Consider the following 15,956-nt stretch of genomic DNA (forward strand, 5'->3'; position numbering starts at 1 on the left):
TGGGACATGGGTTCACTCGACTATGCCGACCGCTCATGGGAAAGCCTGCAATGGCTCTTCAGCATCGGTCGAGACACTGAGCTAAGCCGTAAGCAAGTCCAGCGAATCATCAAGTCCTTAGAAGACTCTGGGTGGCTCTCTACGGAGAAGATCAGAGACGGAGTGCGTATCTACCTCTTCCCTTCCAATGACGTGCCAAAGGAGCACTTAGGGGCCATTAAGGACCGAGTGAACTACTCCCGTGCGTACCATAAAATTGTCGGCGAGCGCCGTAATGCTCTTCCGTATCGAGTCAAGCACATGACCGAGAATGGCAATTTCACCAGGATTCCGGTTCTAGTGGTGGAAGATCCACGGTTCACCAGAACAGACAAGGGTGTTTACGCGGTAATCCGCTCGTATGTCAACGCATCCTATGGCAGATCAGTCCTGACTATGGCTAAGGAGATCAACATAACCAAGAGTCCGGCAGAGAAGAGCCTGAAGAGATGGAAGGATGCCGGGTATATCGTCTATGACGGCCGCCGCAGAGTGGTGAATCAGTATGAGTTCAACGACTCCCCTGGACATCAGGAATGCATTAGGGGACATGAGGAATGCATTAGCAGTGCCCAAATGGACATGACGAATGCAATAGAAACAAGAAATATTAAAACTAGTAACCAACCTAGTAACCTGCGGAGCGCAGCGACGGGTTACCAGGATCAAGAGATTCCAGAAGGAACCAAGGGAATGGCTCTTGGCTCGACAGAGACGCTACGCGCCTCCGTCTCACTCTCTGCTCCTCTGGTGACCGCATCGGCGCTCTGCGCCTCTGCTCCTATCTCTTCTGGAGAAGGGAACTCCGCAGTTATGCACAGTATTCCCGCGCATCGTGGTACACAGGAATTGCCAGAGCTAGACAGGCTGCGCCAGGAGCGCCAGGAGAAGGAGCAAGCGGCATACCGCCAGGAACTACAGGAGCGCCTAAACAGCTACGCCAATCCAAAGCCTCTGGCCAAGAAGCGTCCCATGAATTACGCTCTGGCGGCTCAGCAACTAGCAGTAAGCCAGAACGCAGCCTATGAAGACGAGATGGATCAGCTAAGAAAGGATGCAATGAGATGAAGACATGCCAGCAGTGCCAGGAGTCCAAGCCTCTGGAGAGATACGGCAGAGACCGCAGAACCAGCGATGGATTACGAAAGGTGTGTGAGGACTGTAGAAGCGCCTCTAAGCGCTCTGTAGCCCCTCATAAGGGTAAGGAGACCAGGGAGCAGCAGAATGGCTCTCAGGGAGCCACACAGCCCCTTTCAGCGGCCTTGGTAGAGGAGAGCTTCCAGGACATGACCAAGGATCTAACGTTGCCGATTAGGGCTATCCCTTGGGCTGGAGACAACGACCTTGACATGACCGAGGAGCAATTCGAAGCAATCTCCGGAATCCTCATTGCCCTTGTCCGCAAGGATTGGTTTGAATCCAAGTTCCTGATGTCTCAGGTATGTACAACCTTCCAAGAGGCTATGCACCTATCCGCAATCATCATTCGGGCACTGATCGAAAGCATGGACGCGGAAAACACGGATCTCGTTATCCAGGTGGAGGAAGCTTTGATCCTGAATAGAATTACCCAAAGCTAGGCATCAGGAATGTATTAGAGGGGATAATGCGGGATTCCACATTAACCCCTCTAATTCCATTACCATCAAAAACGGGTATGCTATTTCGACCCAGTATCCGGATTTAGGATACGAATTATGGAATTAAATCAAAGAATTGGCCGAGACTCCTGGTTTTAGTGGGTATCTTTTACAAGAGGAGTAACTCCCCGAGTAGCCATTTTGGCAAGTAATGGATTTTCCGTTTTTGGAAAAACCCAAGAAATTCGCTTCGAGTTACTACTCCAGCAGGACTTTTCCTAGCTACTTCTTCTCCTTGACTGTGACTTCCAGGGTGTAATCCTTGGCTTTCTTCACTCCATCACTGAATCCCCTCTTGTATGCATCCTTCTTTCCCCATGTGTACGCAACCCACAGAGCTACGGCTATAGCAACGAGTACCATCATTCCTTCTTTCGTTTGGTTTCAACTTGCTTCGATCGTCCCATGGGGTACTGACAAACGAGAGGGACGGATTCCGCTTCTGGAAACAGAGGAGCGCCCCAAGCCTCATAGGGCGTTAGAGCGCTCCTCTGTTGACGCTTAGAGGCCGTTACTCCTCGTACGCCGGAATCCTCTCCCCCCGGCTCTCAGCGATGTTCAGTACGTCTGTCAGGCTCTCGATGAGCCGAGTGCAGATCCAGCGGAGTTCATCTGCTGTGAGCTTGGCTTCTGCTGCAACCATCGGGCGTGCCAACTCCACGATGACCGTTGCCGTTTCGATCTGCTGGCTCTCGATCCTGTCTGCCAGCAGAGACAGGGGAGTCGGTGATCCGTCAGTGATCAGGTGCGCCCTCTTCCCTTCCGGCCCAGAGAACGGCAACAGCCGGACAACGCTACGCTCTGCCATGTCATCCCTGCTTTCGTCAGGTGTGGCCACGCCCCCGGACAGTTCGCCCTGTCGCGGGGGTCCTTTCTTGGCTCACCAGACTACCTGGGTACCTGACTACCTCGATAGCGCGTTGGGTGAATCTCTCGCACGCTGAATAGGTGGAGATCAACAGGGCAGAGCCGCATTGGCCACAGGTGGCAGAGGAGATCCGGCGACGCATCCGTGAGGGCATGTACGCCCCTGGTGCGCGCGTACCGGGCACGGTGACGCTGGCAGCAGAGTTCGACGTGTCGCAGTCAACGGCATCCCGAGCACTGGCCAGGCTCCGCGCTGAGGGAGTTGTGTACGTGATCAGTGGACGTGGCTACTTCGTCTCAGAGCCCACGTAATCCAGTACCAACCTGGCCCAGGGACACCCATACTCGATCACGTGTTCCTGACGATCTCGACTACTGGCGACGAGCAGCACCCGGCCACCGACCTGGGCTTTCTCCTCTACAAGCACCCTGACAACCCGTTCTCAACCAAGCTGTCCTACGGCACGGCGCACGTCTTCTACCCCGAGGCGGACGACCTGCGCTGCACGGCCGCGCTGCTGCTGGAGATCGACACGCTCGCCCTGGTCCGGCGGGGCAAGGGCAAGGGCCGCGGCGGCGCCCCCGACGCGGCGCTCGCGCAGTACGTCAACGACCGCCCCTACGCGGCCTCCTCGCTGCTCGCGGTCGCGCTCAGCGGCGTGTTCTCCAGCGCGATGAAGGGCACCTGCCACGCCAGGCCCGAACTCCCGGCACAGACGCGGCCGCTGCGCATCGAGGTGCCGGCGCTGCCCGCCCGCGGCGGAGCGGAGCTCGTACGGCGTCTCTTCGAGCCGCTGGGCTGGACGGTCTCCGTCGAACCGGTCGCCCTGGACGCCGAGTTCCCCGAGTGGGGCGACTCGCGCTATGTGCGTCTCGTCCTGGAGGCCGAGGCGCTGACCCTCGCCGAGGCCCTGCGCCACCTCTATGTCCTGCTGCCGGTCCTCGACGACGCCAAGCACTACTGGGTCTCCTCCGACGAGGTCGACAAGCTGCTGCGGGCCGGCGAGGGCTGGCTGCCCGCCCACCCGGAGCAGAAGCTGATCACCAGCCGTTACCTCTCCCGCCGCTGGTCGCTGACCCGGCAGGCGATGGAGCGGCTGGAGCTGGTGCGGCTCGCCGAGGCCGACGACAGCGAGGTCGAGGAGATCGACAACGCGGTCGAGGCCGAGACCGAGGAGGAGGAGCGGCCCACCCCGCTCGCCGTCCAGCGCCGGGAGGCGATCCTCGCCGCCCTGCGGGACCGGGGTGCCGCGCGCGTCCTCGATCTCGGCTGCGGACAGGGCGAGCTGGTGCGGGAGCTGCTGAAGGACGTGCGGTTCACCGAGATCGTCGGCCTCGACGTGTCCGTGCGGGCGCTCACCATCGCCTCCCGCCGGCTGAAGCTGGACCGCATGGGGGAGCGGCAGGCGTCCCGCGTCAAGCTGGTGCAGGGCTCGCTCGCCTACACCGACAAGCGGCTGAGGGGCTACGACGCCGCCGTGCTCAGCGAGGTGATCGAGCACCTCGACCTGCCCCGGCTGCCCGCCCTGGAGTACGCCGTGTTCGGGCACGCCCGCCCCCGTACGGTCCTCGTGACCACCCCGAACGTCGAGTACAACGTCCGCTGGGAGACCCTGCCCGCCGGACACGCCCGGCACGGCGACCACCGCTTCGAGTGGACGCGCGAGGAGTTCCGTACCTGGGCGGCGAAGGTGGCCGAACGGCACGGCTACGACGTGGAGTTCGCCCCCGTCGGCCCGGACGACCCCGAGGTCGGTCCGCCCACCCAGCTGGCACTGTTCACGATCAAGAGCGAGAAGGAGGCGAAGGCGGCATGACCGGGGCAACAGCGAACAAGGGGCGGATCCTCCCCGTCACCGACCTCTCCCTCGTCGTCCTCGTCGGCGCCTCCGGCTCCGGCAAGTCCACGTTCGCCCGACGGCACTTCAAGCCCACCGAGGTGATCTCCTCGGACTTCTGCCGCGGTCTCGTCTCCGACGACGAGAACGACCAGAGCGCGACCCGGGACGCCTTCGACGTCCTGCACTACATCGCGGGCAAGCGGCTGGCCGCCGGCCGCCGCACCGTCGTGGACGCCACCAGCGTGCAGCAGGACGCCCGGCGTCAGCTGATCGAGCTGGCCAGGAAGTTCGACGTGCTGCCCATCGCCATCGTGCTGGACATGCCGGAGGAGGTGTGCGCCGAGCGCAACGCGGCCCGCACCGACCGCGCCGACATGCCCCGCCGGGTCATCCAGCGGCACATCCGCGAACTGCGCCGCTCGCTCAGACACCTGGAGCGCGAGGGCTTCCGCAAGGTACACGTCCTGCGCGGCGTCGAGGAGGCCGAGGCCGCCACGGTCGTCACCGAGAAGCGCTTCAACGACCTGACCCACCTCACCGGCCCCTTCGACATCATCGGCGACATCCACGGCTGCTCCGCCGAACTGGAGGCGCTGCTCGCCAAGCTGGGCTATGCCGACGGCGTGCACCCGCAGGGCCGTACCGCCGTCTTCGTCGGCGACCTGGTCGACCGCGGCCCGGACACCCCGGGCGTGCTGCGCCGGGTGATGTCGATGGTCGAGACCGGCAACGCGCTGTGCGTGCCCGGCAACCACGAGAACAAGTACGGCCGTTATCTCAAGGGCCGCAACGTCCAGCACACCCACGGGCTGGCCGAGACCATCGCGCAGATGGAGGGCGAGAGCGAGGAGTTCAAGGAGCGGGTACGCACGTTCCTGGCGGGCCTGGTCAGCCACTACGTCCTCGACGGCGGAAAGCTGGTCGTCTGCCACGCCGGCCTGCCCGAGAGGTACCACGGCCGCACCTCCGGCCGGGTCCGCTCGCACGCCCTGTACGGCGACACCACGGGCGAGACCGACGAGTTCGGGCTGCCGGTGCGCTACCCGTGGGCGGAGGACTACCGGGGCCGCGCGGCGGTGGTCTACGGCCACACCCCGGTCCCCGAGGCGACCTGGCTCAACAACACCATCTGCCTGGACACCGGCGCGGTCTTCGGTGGCAAGCTGACCGCGTTGCGCTGGCCGGAGCGCGAGCTGGTCGACGTACCGGCCGAGCGGGTCTGGTACGAGCCGGCGAAGCCGCTGCGCTCGGAGGCGCCCGGTGGACACGACGGCCGCCCGCTGGACCTGGCGGACGTGCACGGCCGCCGGGCCGTGGAGACCCGGCACGCCGGCATGGTGGCGGTCCGCGAGGAGAACGCGGCGGCGGCCCTGGAGGTCATGAGCCGCTTCGCGACCGACCCGCGCCTGCTGCCGTACCTGCCGCCGACCATGGCACCGACGCCGACGTCCCGGGTGGATGGCTACCTGGAGCATCCGGCCGAGGCCTTCGCGCAGTACGCGGCGGACGGCGTCGAGCGGGTCGTGTGCGAGGAGAAGCACATGGGTTCGCGGGCCGTGGCCCTGGTGTGCCGGGACGCGGAGGCGGCGCGCAAGCGGTTCGGTGTGGACAGCGCCACGGGGTCCCTCTACACCCGTACCGGCCGCCCGTTCTTCGACGACGAGAAGGTGACCGAGGAGATCCTCGGCCGGCTGCGCTCGGCGATCACGGAGGCGGGCCTCTGGGACGAACTGGCCACCGACTGGGTGCTGTTGGACGCCGAGCTGATGCCGTGGTCGCTGAAGGCCTCGGGGCTCCTGCGCAGCCAGTACGCAGCCGTCGGCGCCGCGTCCGGCGCGGTGTTCCCGGGCGCGCTGGCCGCGCTGGAGGCGGCCTCGGCCCGGGGCGTCGACCTCACCGGCCTGCTGGACCGGCAGCGGGACCGGGCCGCCGACGCGGCCGCGTTCACCACCGCCTACCGCCGCTACTGCTGGACCACGGACGGCCTCGACGGCGTACGCCTGGCGCCCTTCCAGCTGCTGGCCGTCCAGGGCCGCAGCCTCGCCGCGTTGCCGCACGACGAGCAACTGGCCCTGATCGACCGGCTGGTGGAGCACGACGGCACCGGACTGCTGCAGACCACCCGGCGGCTGTACGTCGACACCGGCGAGCCGGAGTCGGTGCGCGCGGGCGTCGACTGGTGGCTGGAGATGACCGGTCGCGGCGGCGAGGGCATGGTCGTCAAGCCGCTCGGGGCGCTGGTCCGGAACACCGAAGGCCGGCTGGTGCAGCCCGGCATCAAGTGCCGGGGCCGGGAGTACCTGCGGATCATCTACGGCCCCGAGTACACCCGCCCGGACAACCTCGCGGGGCTCCGGCAGCGGTTCCTGAACCACAAGCGGTCCCTCGCTCTGCGCGAGTACGCCCTCGGCCTGGAGGCGCTGGACCGCCTCGCGGACGGGGAGCCGCTGTGGCGGGTGCACGAGGCGGTGTTCGGGGTGCTGGCCCTGGAGTCGGAGCCGGTGGATCCGCGCCTGTAGCCCGTCACGCCGCAGCTCGCCCGGCACGGAACGCCCTTGTGTCCGGCTCACCACCGAGGAAGAACTCGCCGACCTGGTCCATCCGTTCGACACCGAGGACGCCGGGGGCGCGGGCCCGGGCGAGCGCCGGCTCCAGGCCGCCGTCGCCGCCTGGCGGGCCGGGCACGCCTACGGCAGCCTCTGTCACCGGCGGCCCGGGTTTGTGACGGTCCTGGACCGCAGGGAGCAGGGCATGGCCGTACGGCTCACCCTGGACCACCCCTATCTCCTCGGCGCCTTCCTCTGTCGCCGGCGGCTGGGCGGTGGCGCTGACCCCGCGGGTGCGACGTTGGCCGGTCCCGTGCACCGCGATCTGACCGCACTTCTCGTCAGAAGAACGAAAACAGGAGGAGTCGGAAACGGTCAACAAGGGCGTGAAGACGGGCGCGGACGGCCAGGATGGAGGCATGGCATACCACGTCGACTCCGAGGCCGGGCGGCTGCGCCGGGTGATCCTGCACCGGCCCGACCTGGAGCTCAAGAGGCTCACCCCCAGCAACAAGGACGCCCTGCTCTTCGACGACGTGCTGTGGGTGCGCCGGGCGCGCGCCGAGCACGACGGGTTCGCCGACGTCCTGCGGGACCGCGGGGTCGCCGTCCACCTCTTCGGCGACCTGCTCACCGAGACCCTGGACGTGCCCGAGGCCCGCGCCCTCGTCCTGAACCGGGTCTTCCACGAGAAGGAGTACGGCCCCCTCGCCGCCGACCATCTGCGCGCCGCGTTCGAGGCCCTGCCCGCACGCGAGCTGGCAGAGGCGCTCGTGGGCGGCATGACCAAGCGCGAGTTCCTCCAGGCGCACGCGGAGCCGACCTCCGTCCGCTTCCATGTGATGGACCTCGACGACTTCCTCCTCGGCCCCCTCCCCAACCACCTCTTCACCCGCGACACCTCCGCGTGGATCTACGACGGGGTCGCGATCAACGCCATGCGGCTGCCCGCGCGGCAGCGCGAGACCGTCCACTTCGAGGCGATCTACCGCCATCACCCGCTGTTCCGTGCCGAGACGTTCAACGTCTGGTCCCAGGGGCAGGCCGACCATCCCTCCACCATCGAGGGCGGCGACGTCCTGGTGATCGGCAACGGCGCCGTCCTGGTCGGCATGAGCGAGCGCACCACCCCGCAGGCCGTGGAGATGCTGGCGTACAAGCTGTTCGCGGCCGGCTCGGCACGCACCATCGTCGCGCTCGACATGCCCAAGCGGCGTGCCTTCATGCACCTCGACACCGTGATGACCATGGTCGACGGCGACACCTTCACCCAGTACGCGGGGCTCGGCATGCTGCGCTCGTACACCATCGAGCCGGGGGTCTCCGAGAAGGAGCTGAAGGTCACCGACCATCCGCCGGAGCACATGCACCGCGCGATCGCCGCCGCCCTCGGCCTCGGCGAGATCCGGGTGCTGACCGCCACCCAGGACGTGCACGCCGCCGAGCGCGAGCAGTGGGACGACGGCTGCAATGTGCTCGCCGTCGAGCCCGGGGTCGTCGTCGCCTACGAGCGCAATTCGACCACCAACACGCATCTGCGCAAGCAGGGCATCGAGGTGATCGAGATCCCGGGCAGCGAGCTGGGCCGGGGCCGGGGCGGCCCGAGATGCATGAGCTGTCCCGTGGAGCGAGACGCTGTATAGATTTGTGAATGGTCGTATAGACTTCCATTGTCATTCGTAGTCGTACGTCTGGAGCGCGCCCCCATGGCGACAGTCCCGACCGCCCTCGCCGGCCGCCACTTCCTCAAGGAGCTGGACTTCACCGAGGAGGAGTTCCGCGGCCTGGTCGAGCTGGCAGCCGAGCTGAAGGCCGCCAAGCAGGCGGGGACCGAGACGCAGTACCTGCGCGGCCGGAACATCGCGCTGATCTTCGAGAAGACCTCGACGCGCACCCGCTGCGCGTTCGAGGTCGCCGCCGCCGACCAGGGCGCCCACACGACCTACCTGGACCCGTCCGGCTCGCAGATCGGCCACAAGGAGTCCGTGAAGGACACCGCGCGGGTGCTGGGCCGGATGTACGACGGCATCGAGTACCGCGGGGACAGCCAGGCCAAGGTCGAGGAGCTGGCGGCGCACGCCGGCGTGCCCGTCTACAACGGGCTCACCGACGACTGGCACCCCACCCAGATGCTCGCCGACGTGCTCACCATGACCGAGCACAGCACCAGGCCGCTGAAGGAGATCGCCTTCGCCTACCTCGGCGACGCCCGCTTCAACATGGGCAACTCCTACCTGGTCACGGGCGCCCTGCTCGGTATGGACGTGCGGATCGTCGCCCCGAAGGCCTACTGGCCCGCCGAGGACGTCGTCGCCCACGCCCACAAGCTCGCCGAGGCCAGCGGCGCCCGGATCACCCTCACCGAGGACGTCCGGGAGGGGGTCTCGGGGGCCGACTTCGTCGCCACCGACGTGTGGGTCTCCATGGGCGAGCCGAAGGAGGTCTGGGCCGAGCGGATCAAGGCCCTCGCGCCGTACGCCGTGACCATGGACGTCCTGCGCGCCACCGGCAACCCGGACGTGAGGTTCCTGCACTGTCTGCCGGCCTTCCACGACCTCGGCACCAAGGTCGGCCGCGAGATCCACGAGACCTACGGTCTCGACTCGCTGGAGGTCACCGACGAGGTCTTCGAGTCCGCGCACTCGGTCGTCTTCGACGAGGCCGAGAACCGGCTGCACACCATCAAGGCGGTGCTGGTCGCCACACTCGCCCGCTGAGTTTGGCCCACCGCCCCGACCTGCCCTTATCCTGACCGGCGGCCCCGCACCACCCCAGCCCGGGCCGCCGCCGCGACCTCACCCGGTCGCCCGCACCACCCAGAAACGAGCACCACCCGCAATGCCCGCTCCCCGCATCAAGTCCCCGCACCTGCTCGTCGCCGAATCCGGCGCCGACCGCGAGGGCCACGGCCTCAAGCGCACGATGGGCCTCTTCCAGCTCATCTGCTTCGGCGTCGGCGCCATCGTCGGCACCGGCATCTTCGTCGGCCTCTCCGACTCCGTCGCCCAGGCCGGCCCGGCCGTCGTCGTCTCCTTCGTCCTCGCCGCGATCACCTGCGTCTTCACCGCCTTCTCCTTCGCGGAGCTGGGCGGCGCGATCCCGGTCTCCGGCTCCTCGTACTCCTTCGCCTACGCCGGACTCGGCGAGTCCACCGCCTTCCTGGTCGGCTGGTGCCTGCTGCTGGAGTACGGCATCTCCATCTCGGCCGTCGCCGTCGGCTGGAGCCAGTACGTCAACGAGCTGCTGCACAGCCTCACCGGCGTCCAGCTCCCGGCCGCGCTGTCCGCGGGTCCGGGCGACGGCGGGATCATCAACCTCCCCGCCGTGATCGTCATCGCCATGGCCTCCGTGCTGCTGGTGCGCGGGGTGCGCGAGAGCGCCCGGGCGACGGCCGCCATGGCCGCGGTCAAGCTCGTCATCCTGCTGGCCTTCTGCGCCATCGGCTACAGCGCCTTCAAGCACGGCAACCTCACCCCGTTCTCCCCGGCCGGCCTCGGCGGCATCGGCGCGGGCACGACGGCCGCGTTCTTCTCCTACATCGGCTTCGACGCGATCACGACCGCCGGCGAGGAGGCCAAGAACCCGCGCCGGGACATCCCGGTCGCGATCATGGTCTGCATGGGCATCGTGACCCTGCTGTACTGCGCGGTCGCGCTGGCGGCGATCGGCGCCATCGGCGGCAGGCAGGTCGCCGGCCGCCCCGCGGCCCTCTCCTACGTCGTCAACCAGGTCACCGGCTCGGCCGTCGGCGGCGGGGTGATCGCCTTCGGTGCGGTCGTCGCCATCGCCTCCGTGGTCCTCGCGGTGATGTACGGCCAGACCCGCATCCTGATGTCGATGTCCCGGGACGGCCTGATCCCGCGGGTCTTCGAGAAGGTGAACCCGAAGACCTCCACCCCGGTCGCCGGCACGCTGATCGTCGCGGTCGTCTTCGCGCTCCCGGCGGCCTTCGCCTCCCTCGACGCCGTGATGAACCTGTGCACCATCGGCACCCTGGCGATCATGGCCGTGGTGAACATCGTGGTGATCGCCCTGCGCCGCCGCGAACCGGGCCTCACCCGCGGCTTCCGGGTGCCGCTCTACCCGGTGGGCCCGCTGCTCGGGGTCGGCTTCTGCCTGTACCTGATGTACGAGACCGGCTGGCAGACCTGGCTCCAGTTCGCCGTGTTCCTCGTGGTGGGCCTGCTGATCTACGTCGGCTACGGCCGCCGGCACTCCACGCTGGCCCGGTCGGCCGCGCCGGAGGTCACGCCGAGCGCCGCCGCTGAGCGGGAACCGCAGGCAGTCTGAACCACACCGCCTTGCCCGACGGGGTGGGGCGGTGACCACAGGACGAGCTGAGGGCGCGGATCAGCAGCAGCCCGCGCCCGCCCTCCTGCCAGACGTCGGGCTCCTCGATCACCGGCGCGGTCAGCCGGCCGGGCGGCGCCGGGTCAGGGTCGTGCACCTCGACCTGGCAGCCGGTCGGCAGCAGCTCCACCACCAGCTCTATCGGGCCGCGCCCGGCGGTGTGCTCCACCGCGTTGGCCACCAGCTCCGCCGTGAGCAGTTCCGCGGTGTCGCTGTCGGCCGGGTGCTCCACCTCGGCGAGGGCCGTGCGCACCAGGGCACGAGCCACGGGCACCGCCGCTGCGGTGTGCGGCAGTGCGATGCGCCAGGAGGCCGGTTCGGTGGGGCGTTCGTGCAAGGCGAGTCCGTTCATGGAGCAGGCTGTCCTGCTTTCGACTGTAGGAATGGTACGGGCCCGGCCACTTCGGACCGTCGGCGGGCTTCGACCGGGACCTTCGGCCCCGGTACCGGGCGGCTTACCCCGGCGAACGCCCTGCCTCGCCCGCCCGGGCCCCTTGTTACGGCGCTGTCGAGAACCGGTGACCATGTGACCGGATCCGGCCGATGAGCCGCCCTCTGTCGCGTACTCGTGACGACAGTCACAAACAAGTGATAACTTCATGGGACAGCGCAACGTACGGCACCGCCGCCCTAGGAGGCCGCACGTCATGAGTCCCTTCACCGGCTCCGCCGCCCGCACCTCCGACTGGGAGCATCTGCGGGTCCGGCTCGCCGACGGTGTCGCCACCGTCACCCTCGCCCGTCCCGACAAGCTCAACGCGCTCACCTTCGGCGCCTACGCCGACCTGCGCGATCTGCTGGCCGAGCTGTCCCGGGAGCGCGCCGTACGCGCCCTGGTGCTGGCCGGCGAGGGACGCGGCTTCTGCTCCGGTGGCGATGTCGACGAGATCATCGGCGCCACCCTCGGCATGGACACCGCCCAGCTGCTCGACTTCAACCGGATGACCGGCCAGGTCGTACGGGCGATCAGGGAGTGCCCATTCCCGGTGGTCGCCGCGGTGCACGGCGTGGCGGCCGGTGCCGGAGCGGTCCTGGCACTGGCCGCCGACTTCCGCGTCGCGGACCCGAGCGCCCGCTTCGCCTTCCTCTTCACCCGCGTCGGCCTGTCCGGCGGCGACATGGGCGCGGCCTATCTGCTGCCCCGCGTCGTCGGCCTCGGCCACGCCACCCGGCTGCTCATGCTGGGCGACCCGGTCCGGGCCCCCGAGGCCGAGCGCATCGGCCTCATCAGCGAGCTGACGGAGGACGGCCGGGCCGACGAGGCGGCTGGGGCGCTGGCCCGCCGCCTGGCCGACGGCCCCGCACTGGCGTACGCCCAGACGAAGGCCCTGCTCACGTCCGAGCTGGACATGCCCTTGGCGGCCTCCGTCGAGCTGGACGCCTCGACCCAGGCGTTGCTGATGAACGGCGAGGACTACGCGGAGTTCCACGCGGCCTTCACGGAGAAGCGCCCGCCGAAGTGGCGGGGGAGGTGAGCTGCCATGAGGGTGGCGATCATCGGTGGCGGCCCCGGCGGCCTGTACGCCGCAGCGCTCCTCAAGCGGCTCGATCCCACCCGTGAGATCACCGTCTGGGAGCGCAACTCCCCGGACGTCACCTTCGGCTTCGGCGTCGTCCTCTCCGACGAAACCCTCGGCGGCATCGAACACGCCGACCCCGTCGTCTACCAAGCCCTGCAACGCGACTTCGTCCGCTGGGACGACATCGACATCGTCCACCGGGGTGTCACCCACCGCTCCGGCGGCCACGGCTTCGCCGCCCTCGGCAGGCGCCGTCTGCTGGAGATCCTGCACGAGCGCTGCCGCTCCCTCGGCGTGGACCTGAGGTTCTCCACCGAGGCACCCCGCCCGGACACGCTCTGCGCCGAGTACGAGCTCGTGATCGCCGCCGACGGAGTCAACAGCACGACCCGCGCCGCCTATGCCGAGGTGTTCCGCCCGAAGGTGACGACACACCGCTGCCGCTACATCTGGCTCGCCGCCGACTTCGCGTTCGACGCCTTCCGCTTCGAGATCGCCGAGACCGAGCACGGCGTGATGCAGCTGCACGGCTACCCCTATGCGGCCGACGCCTCCACCGTGATCATCGAGATGCGCGAGGAGGTCTGGAAGGCGGCGGGATTCGACGACATCACCCCGCACGAGTCCATCGAGCGCTGCGCCAAGATCTTCTCCGACGCCCTCCGCGGCCGCCCCCTGCGCTCCAACAACTCGGCCTGGACCACCTTCCGCACGGTGGTCGACGACCGCTGGTCGCACGGCAACGTCGTCCTCCTCGGCGACGCCGCGCACACCGCCCACTTCTCCATCGGCTCCGGCACCAAGCTGGCCGTGGAGGACGCGCTGGCGCTGGCCGCGTGCCTGGAGGAACAGCCGGACGTGTCAAGCGCGTTGGCGGCCTATGAGGAGGAGCGCAAACCCGTCGTCGCCTCCACCCAGCGGGCCGCCCGGGCCAGCCTGGAGTGGTTCGAGAACCTGCGGCTGTACCTGGACCAGCCGCCCCGCCAGTTCGCCTTCAACCTGCTCACCCGCAGCCGCCGCGTCACCCATGACAACCTCCGGCTGCGCGACGCCCACTTCACCGAGGCGGTCGAGCGCGAGTTCGGCTGCCCGCCCGGCACACCCCCGATGTTCACCCCGTTCCGGCTGCGCGGTCTGACCCTGCGCAACCGGGTCGTGGTGTCGCCGATGGACATGTACTCCGCCACCGACGGCGTCCCCGGCGACTTCCACCTCGTCCACCTCGGTGCCCGCGCGCTCGGCGGGGCCGGTCTTGTCATGACCGAGATGGTGTGCGTCAGCGAGGAGGGCCGGATCACGCCGGGCTGCGCCGGGCTCTACACCGGCCGGCAGGCCGAGGCGTGGCGGCGGGTCACCGACTTCGTGCACACCCAGGCACCCGGCACCGCGATCGGCGTGCAGCTCGGGCACTCCGGCCGCAAGGGCTCCACAAGGCTGATGTGGGAGGGCATGGACGAGCCGCTGCCACGCGGCAACTGGCCCCTGGTCGCCGCCTCCCCGCTGCCGTACAAGCCGGGCAGCCAGACCCCGCGGCAGCTCACCCGGGCCCAACTCACCGATATCCGCGAGCAGTTCACCGCCGCCGCCTGGCGGGCCGCGCGGGCCGGCTTCGACCTGCTCGAACTGCACTGCGCGCACGGCTATCTGCTCTCCGGCTTCCTCTCCCCGCTCACCAACCGGCGCACCGACGCCTACGGCGGCTCGCCCGAGCGGCGGCTCAGGTTCCCGCTGGAGGTCTTCGACGCCGTACGCGCGGTGTGGCCGGCGGAGCGGCCCATGACGGTGCGCATCTCGGCGACGGACTGGGCCGAGGGCGGTACGACCGCCGAGGACGCGGTGGAGATCGCCCGCGCCTTCGCCGCGCACGGCGCCGACGCGATCGACGTGTCCACCGGGCAGGTCGTGGCCGAGGAACAGCCGGAGTTCGGGCGGTCGTACCAGACGCCGTTCGCCGACCGGATCCGGCACGAAGCGGGTGTCCCGGTGATCGCCGTCGGCGCGATCTCGTCCTGGGACGACGTCAACTCCCTGATCCTCGCCGGGCGTACGGATCTGTGCGCGCTGGGCCGTCCGCATCTGTACGACCCGCACTGGACCCTGCACGCGGCGGCCGAGCAGGGGTACGAAGGCCCCGGCGTCGCCTGGCCCGCTCCCTACCGCGCGGGCAGCCGGCGCCCCCAGACCGGCCGCACGGACGCCCCGAAGCCGCGGTTGGCCCTCGACGGATGATTGTCCGGCTGGGCGTGGACGGGCTCGATGTGGGGGGGGCATGGACCCTCACCTGGCGCTGCCCCGGCTGATCGGCGGTACTGCCTGACCTCCCTGTGAAACCGCCCCGTCTCACACCCCGGCGAACACCGCCCCCGCGTCCCGAAGTCGCTCGTGCAGGGCGCGGAACACCTTCGCGGAGCGGACGCCCGGCCAGCCCGTGGGCAGCAGATCGGTGGGCAGGCCGGGGTCGGTGTAGGGCAGGTGGCGCCAGGAGTCGAGGGCGAGGAGATAGTCCCGGTAGGCCTCCTCGGGCGGGGTGCTGCTGCGGCGCTCCCAGGACCGCAGCACCGGGGCGTGCGCGTCCAGGAACCGCTCGTGCTCCTTGGCGATCGCGGCCAGGTCCCACCAGCGGGCGACCGCCTCGGCCGTCGGGGCGAAGCCCAGGTGTTCGCCGCGGAAGAGGTCGACGTACGGATCCAGGTGCAGTCGGCGCAGGGTGTGCCGGGTCTCCTCGTACAGCCGCGCGGGGGCGATCCACACCCCGGGAGCCGCCGTGCCGAAGCCCAGGCCGGCCAGCCGGGAGCGCAGCACATGCCGCTTCTGCCGCTCCGACTCGGGCACGGAGAACACCGCGAGCACCCAGCCCGCGTCCTCCACGGGCGTGGTCGCGTAGATGCGCCGGTCGCCGTCCTCCATCAACTGCCGTGCCTCTGGGGAGAGTTCATAGCCGGCCGCGCCCTGGTCGGTGCGGGCCGGCAGCAGCAGGCCGCGGCGTTTGAGCCGGGACACCGAGGAGCGGACGGAGGGCGCGTCCACGCCGACCGCGGCCAGGAGCCGGATCAGCTCGGCGACGGGCACCGGGCCGGGCATGAAGCGGCCGTACGCGCCGTAGAGCGTGACGATGAGGGACCTGGGGGCGTGCTGCTCGGACACATTGATCAT

General features: G+C 68.5%; 14 protein-coding genes. 10 read left to right on the forward strand and 4 right to left on the reverse strand.

What is annotated here, in order from left to right; genetic code table 11:
* Positions 1 to 6: 6 nt before the first annotated feature.
* Both ACZ418_RS39100 and ACZ418_RS39105 read left to right on the forward strand, forming a co-directional pair.
* Positions 7 to 1,107 carry a hypothetical protein gene (locus tag ACZ418_RS39100; protein WP_468372634.1) on the forward strand — a complete coding sequence of 367 codons (1,101 nt, stop codon included), beginning with the start codon at positions 7 to 9 and terminating at the stop codon, positions 1,105 to 1,107.
* The gene (locus tag ACZ418_RS39105; protein WP_468372636.1) at positions 1,104 to 1,619 is read left to right on the forward strand and encodes a hypothetical protein; all 516 of its coding nucleotides are present in this window, start codon (positions 1,104 to 1,106) and stop codon (positions 1,617 to 1,619) included. Before ACZ418_RS39100 ends, ACZ418_RS39105 begins: the two co-directional genes overlap by 4 nt.
* Positions 1,620 to 2,190: 571 nt before the next feature.
* Here the strand turns inward: ACZ418_RS39105 and ACZ418_RS39110 are convergent.
* Positions 2,191 to 2,487, reverse strand: a complete 297-nt coding sequence (locus ACZ418_RS39110) for a hypothetical protein (RefSeq protein WP_468372638.1) — start codon at positions 2,485 to 2,487, stop codon at positions 2,191 to 2,193.
* A 176-nt stretch (positions 2,488 to 2,663) separates the two neighbouring features.
* Here ACZ418_RS39110 and ACZ418_RS39115 point away from each other — a divergent pair, with 176 nt between their 5' ends.
* The 3 genes from ACZ418_RS39115 to ACZ418_RS39125 are packed head-to-tail and all read left to right on the forward strand — an operon-like array spanning position 2,664 to position 6,906.
* Complete coding sequence (locus tag ACZ418_RS39115; RefSeq protein WP_468372758.1) at positions 2,664 to 2,858, forward strand: winged helix-turn-helix domain-containing protein; 195 nt, start codon at positions 2,664 to 2,666, stop codon at positions 2,856 to 2,858.
* A 41-nt stretch (positions 2,859 to 2,899) separates the two neighbouring features.
* Complete coding sequence (locus tag ACZ418_RS39120) at positions 2,900 to 4,363, forward strand: 3' terminal RNA ribose 2'-O-methyltransferase Hen1 (protein WP_468372639.1); 1,464 nt, start codon at positions 2,900 to 2,902, stop codon at positions 4,361 to 4,363.
* Entirely contained in the window at positions 4,360 to 6,906 is a 2,547-nt protein-coding gene (locus ACZ418_RS39125) for a polynucleotide kinase-phosphatase (RefSeq protein WP_468372642.1), read from the forward strand. The genes ACZ418_RS39120 and ACZ418_RS39125 overlap by 4 nt, the downstream gene beginning before the upstream one ends.
* A gap of 4 nt (positions 6,907 to 6,910) precedes the next feature.
* Here ACZ418_RS39125 and ACZ418_RS39130 read toward each other — a convergent pair whose 3' ends face one another.
* Positions 6,911 to 7,165, reverse strand: a complete 255-nt coding sequence (locus ACZ418_RS39130; protein WP_468372644.1) for a hypothetical protein — start codon at positions 7,163 to 7,165, stop codon at positions 6,911 to 6,913.
* A 187-nt stretch (positions 7,166 to 7,352) separates the two neighbouring features.
* On the opposite strand from ACZ418_RS39130, the gene ACZ418_RS39135 reads away from it, so the two are divergent.
* From ACZ418_RS39135 to ACZ418_RS39145, 3 genes are all read left to right on the forward strand, one after another.
* Complete coding sequence (locus tag ACZ418_RS39135) at positions 7,353 to 8,576, forward strand: arginine deiminase (protein WP_468372647.1); 1,224 nt, start codon at positions 7,353 to 7,355, stop codon at positions 8,574 to 8,576.
* Positions 8,577 to 8,639: 63 nt separating this feature from the next.
* Complete coding sequence (argF, locus tag ACZ418_RS39140) at positions 8,640 to 9,650, forward strand: ornithine carbamoyltransferase (protein WP_468372649.1); 1,011 nt, start codon at positions 8,640 to 8,642, stop codon at positions 9,648 to 9,650.
* A gap of 121 nt (positions 9,651 to 9,771) precedes the next feature.
* A complete protein-coding gene (locus tag ACZ418_RS39145; protein ID WP_468372652.1) occupies positions 9,772 to 11,223 on the forward strand; it encodes an amino acid permease in 1,452 nt (483 codons plus the stop codon).
* Here the strand turns inward: ACZ418_RS39145 and ACZ418_RS39150 are convergent.
* A complete protein-coding gene (locus tag ACZ418_RS39150) occupies positions 11,180 to 11,635 on the reverse strand; it encodes an ATP-binding protein (RefSeq protein ID WP_468372654.1) in 456 nt (151 codons plus the stop codon). The genes ACZ418_RS39145 and ACZ418_RS39150 overlap by 44 nt on opposite strands.
* Before the next feature lie 295 nt (positions 11,636 to 11,930).
* Between ACZ418_RS39150 and ACZ418_RS39155 the strand changes: the two genes are divergently transcribed.
* Positions 11,931 to 12,758 carry an enoyl-CoA hydratase family protein gene (locus ACZ418_RS39155; RefSeq protein WP_468372656.1) on the forward strand — a complete coding sequence of 276 codons (828 nt, stop codon included), beginning with the start codon at positions 11,931 to 11,933 and terminating at the stop codon, positions 12,756 to 12,758.
* A gap of 6 nt (positions 12,759 to 12,764) precedes the next feature.
* Positions 12,765 to 15,032, forward strand: a complete 2,268-nt coding sequence (locus ACZ418_RS39160) for a bifunctional salicylyl-CoA 5-hydroxylase/oxidoreductase (RefSeq protein ID WP_468372659.1) — start codon at positions 12,765 to 12,767, stop codon at positions 15,030 to 15,032.
* A 111-nt stretch (positions 15,033 to 15,143) separates the two neighbouring features.
* On the opposite strand, the gene ACZ418_RS39165 is transcribed toward ACZ418_RS39160, so the two are convergent.
* Positions 15,144 to 15,956 carry a PaaX family transcriptional regulator gene (locus ACZ418_RS39165; protein WP_468372661.1) on the reverse strand — a complete coding sequence of 271 codons (813 nt, stop codon included), beginning with the start codon at positions 15,954 to 15,956 and terminating at the stop codon, positions 15,144 to 15,146.

This window comes from Streptomyces sp. NPDC030820 (genome assembly GCF_055572075.1).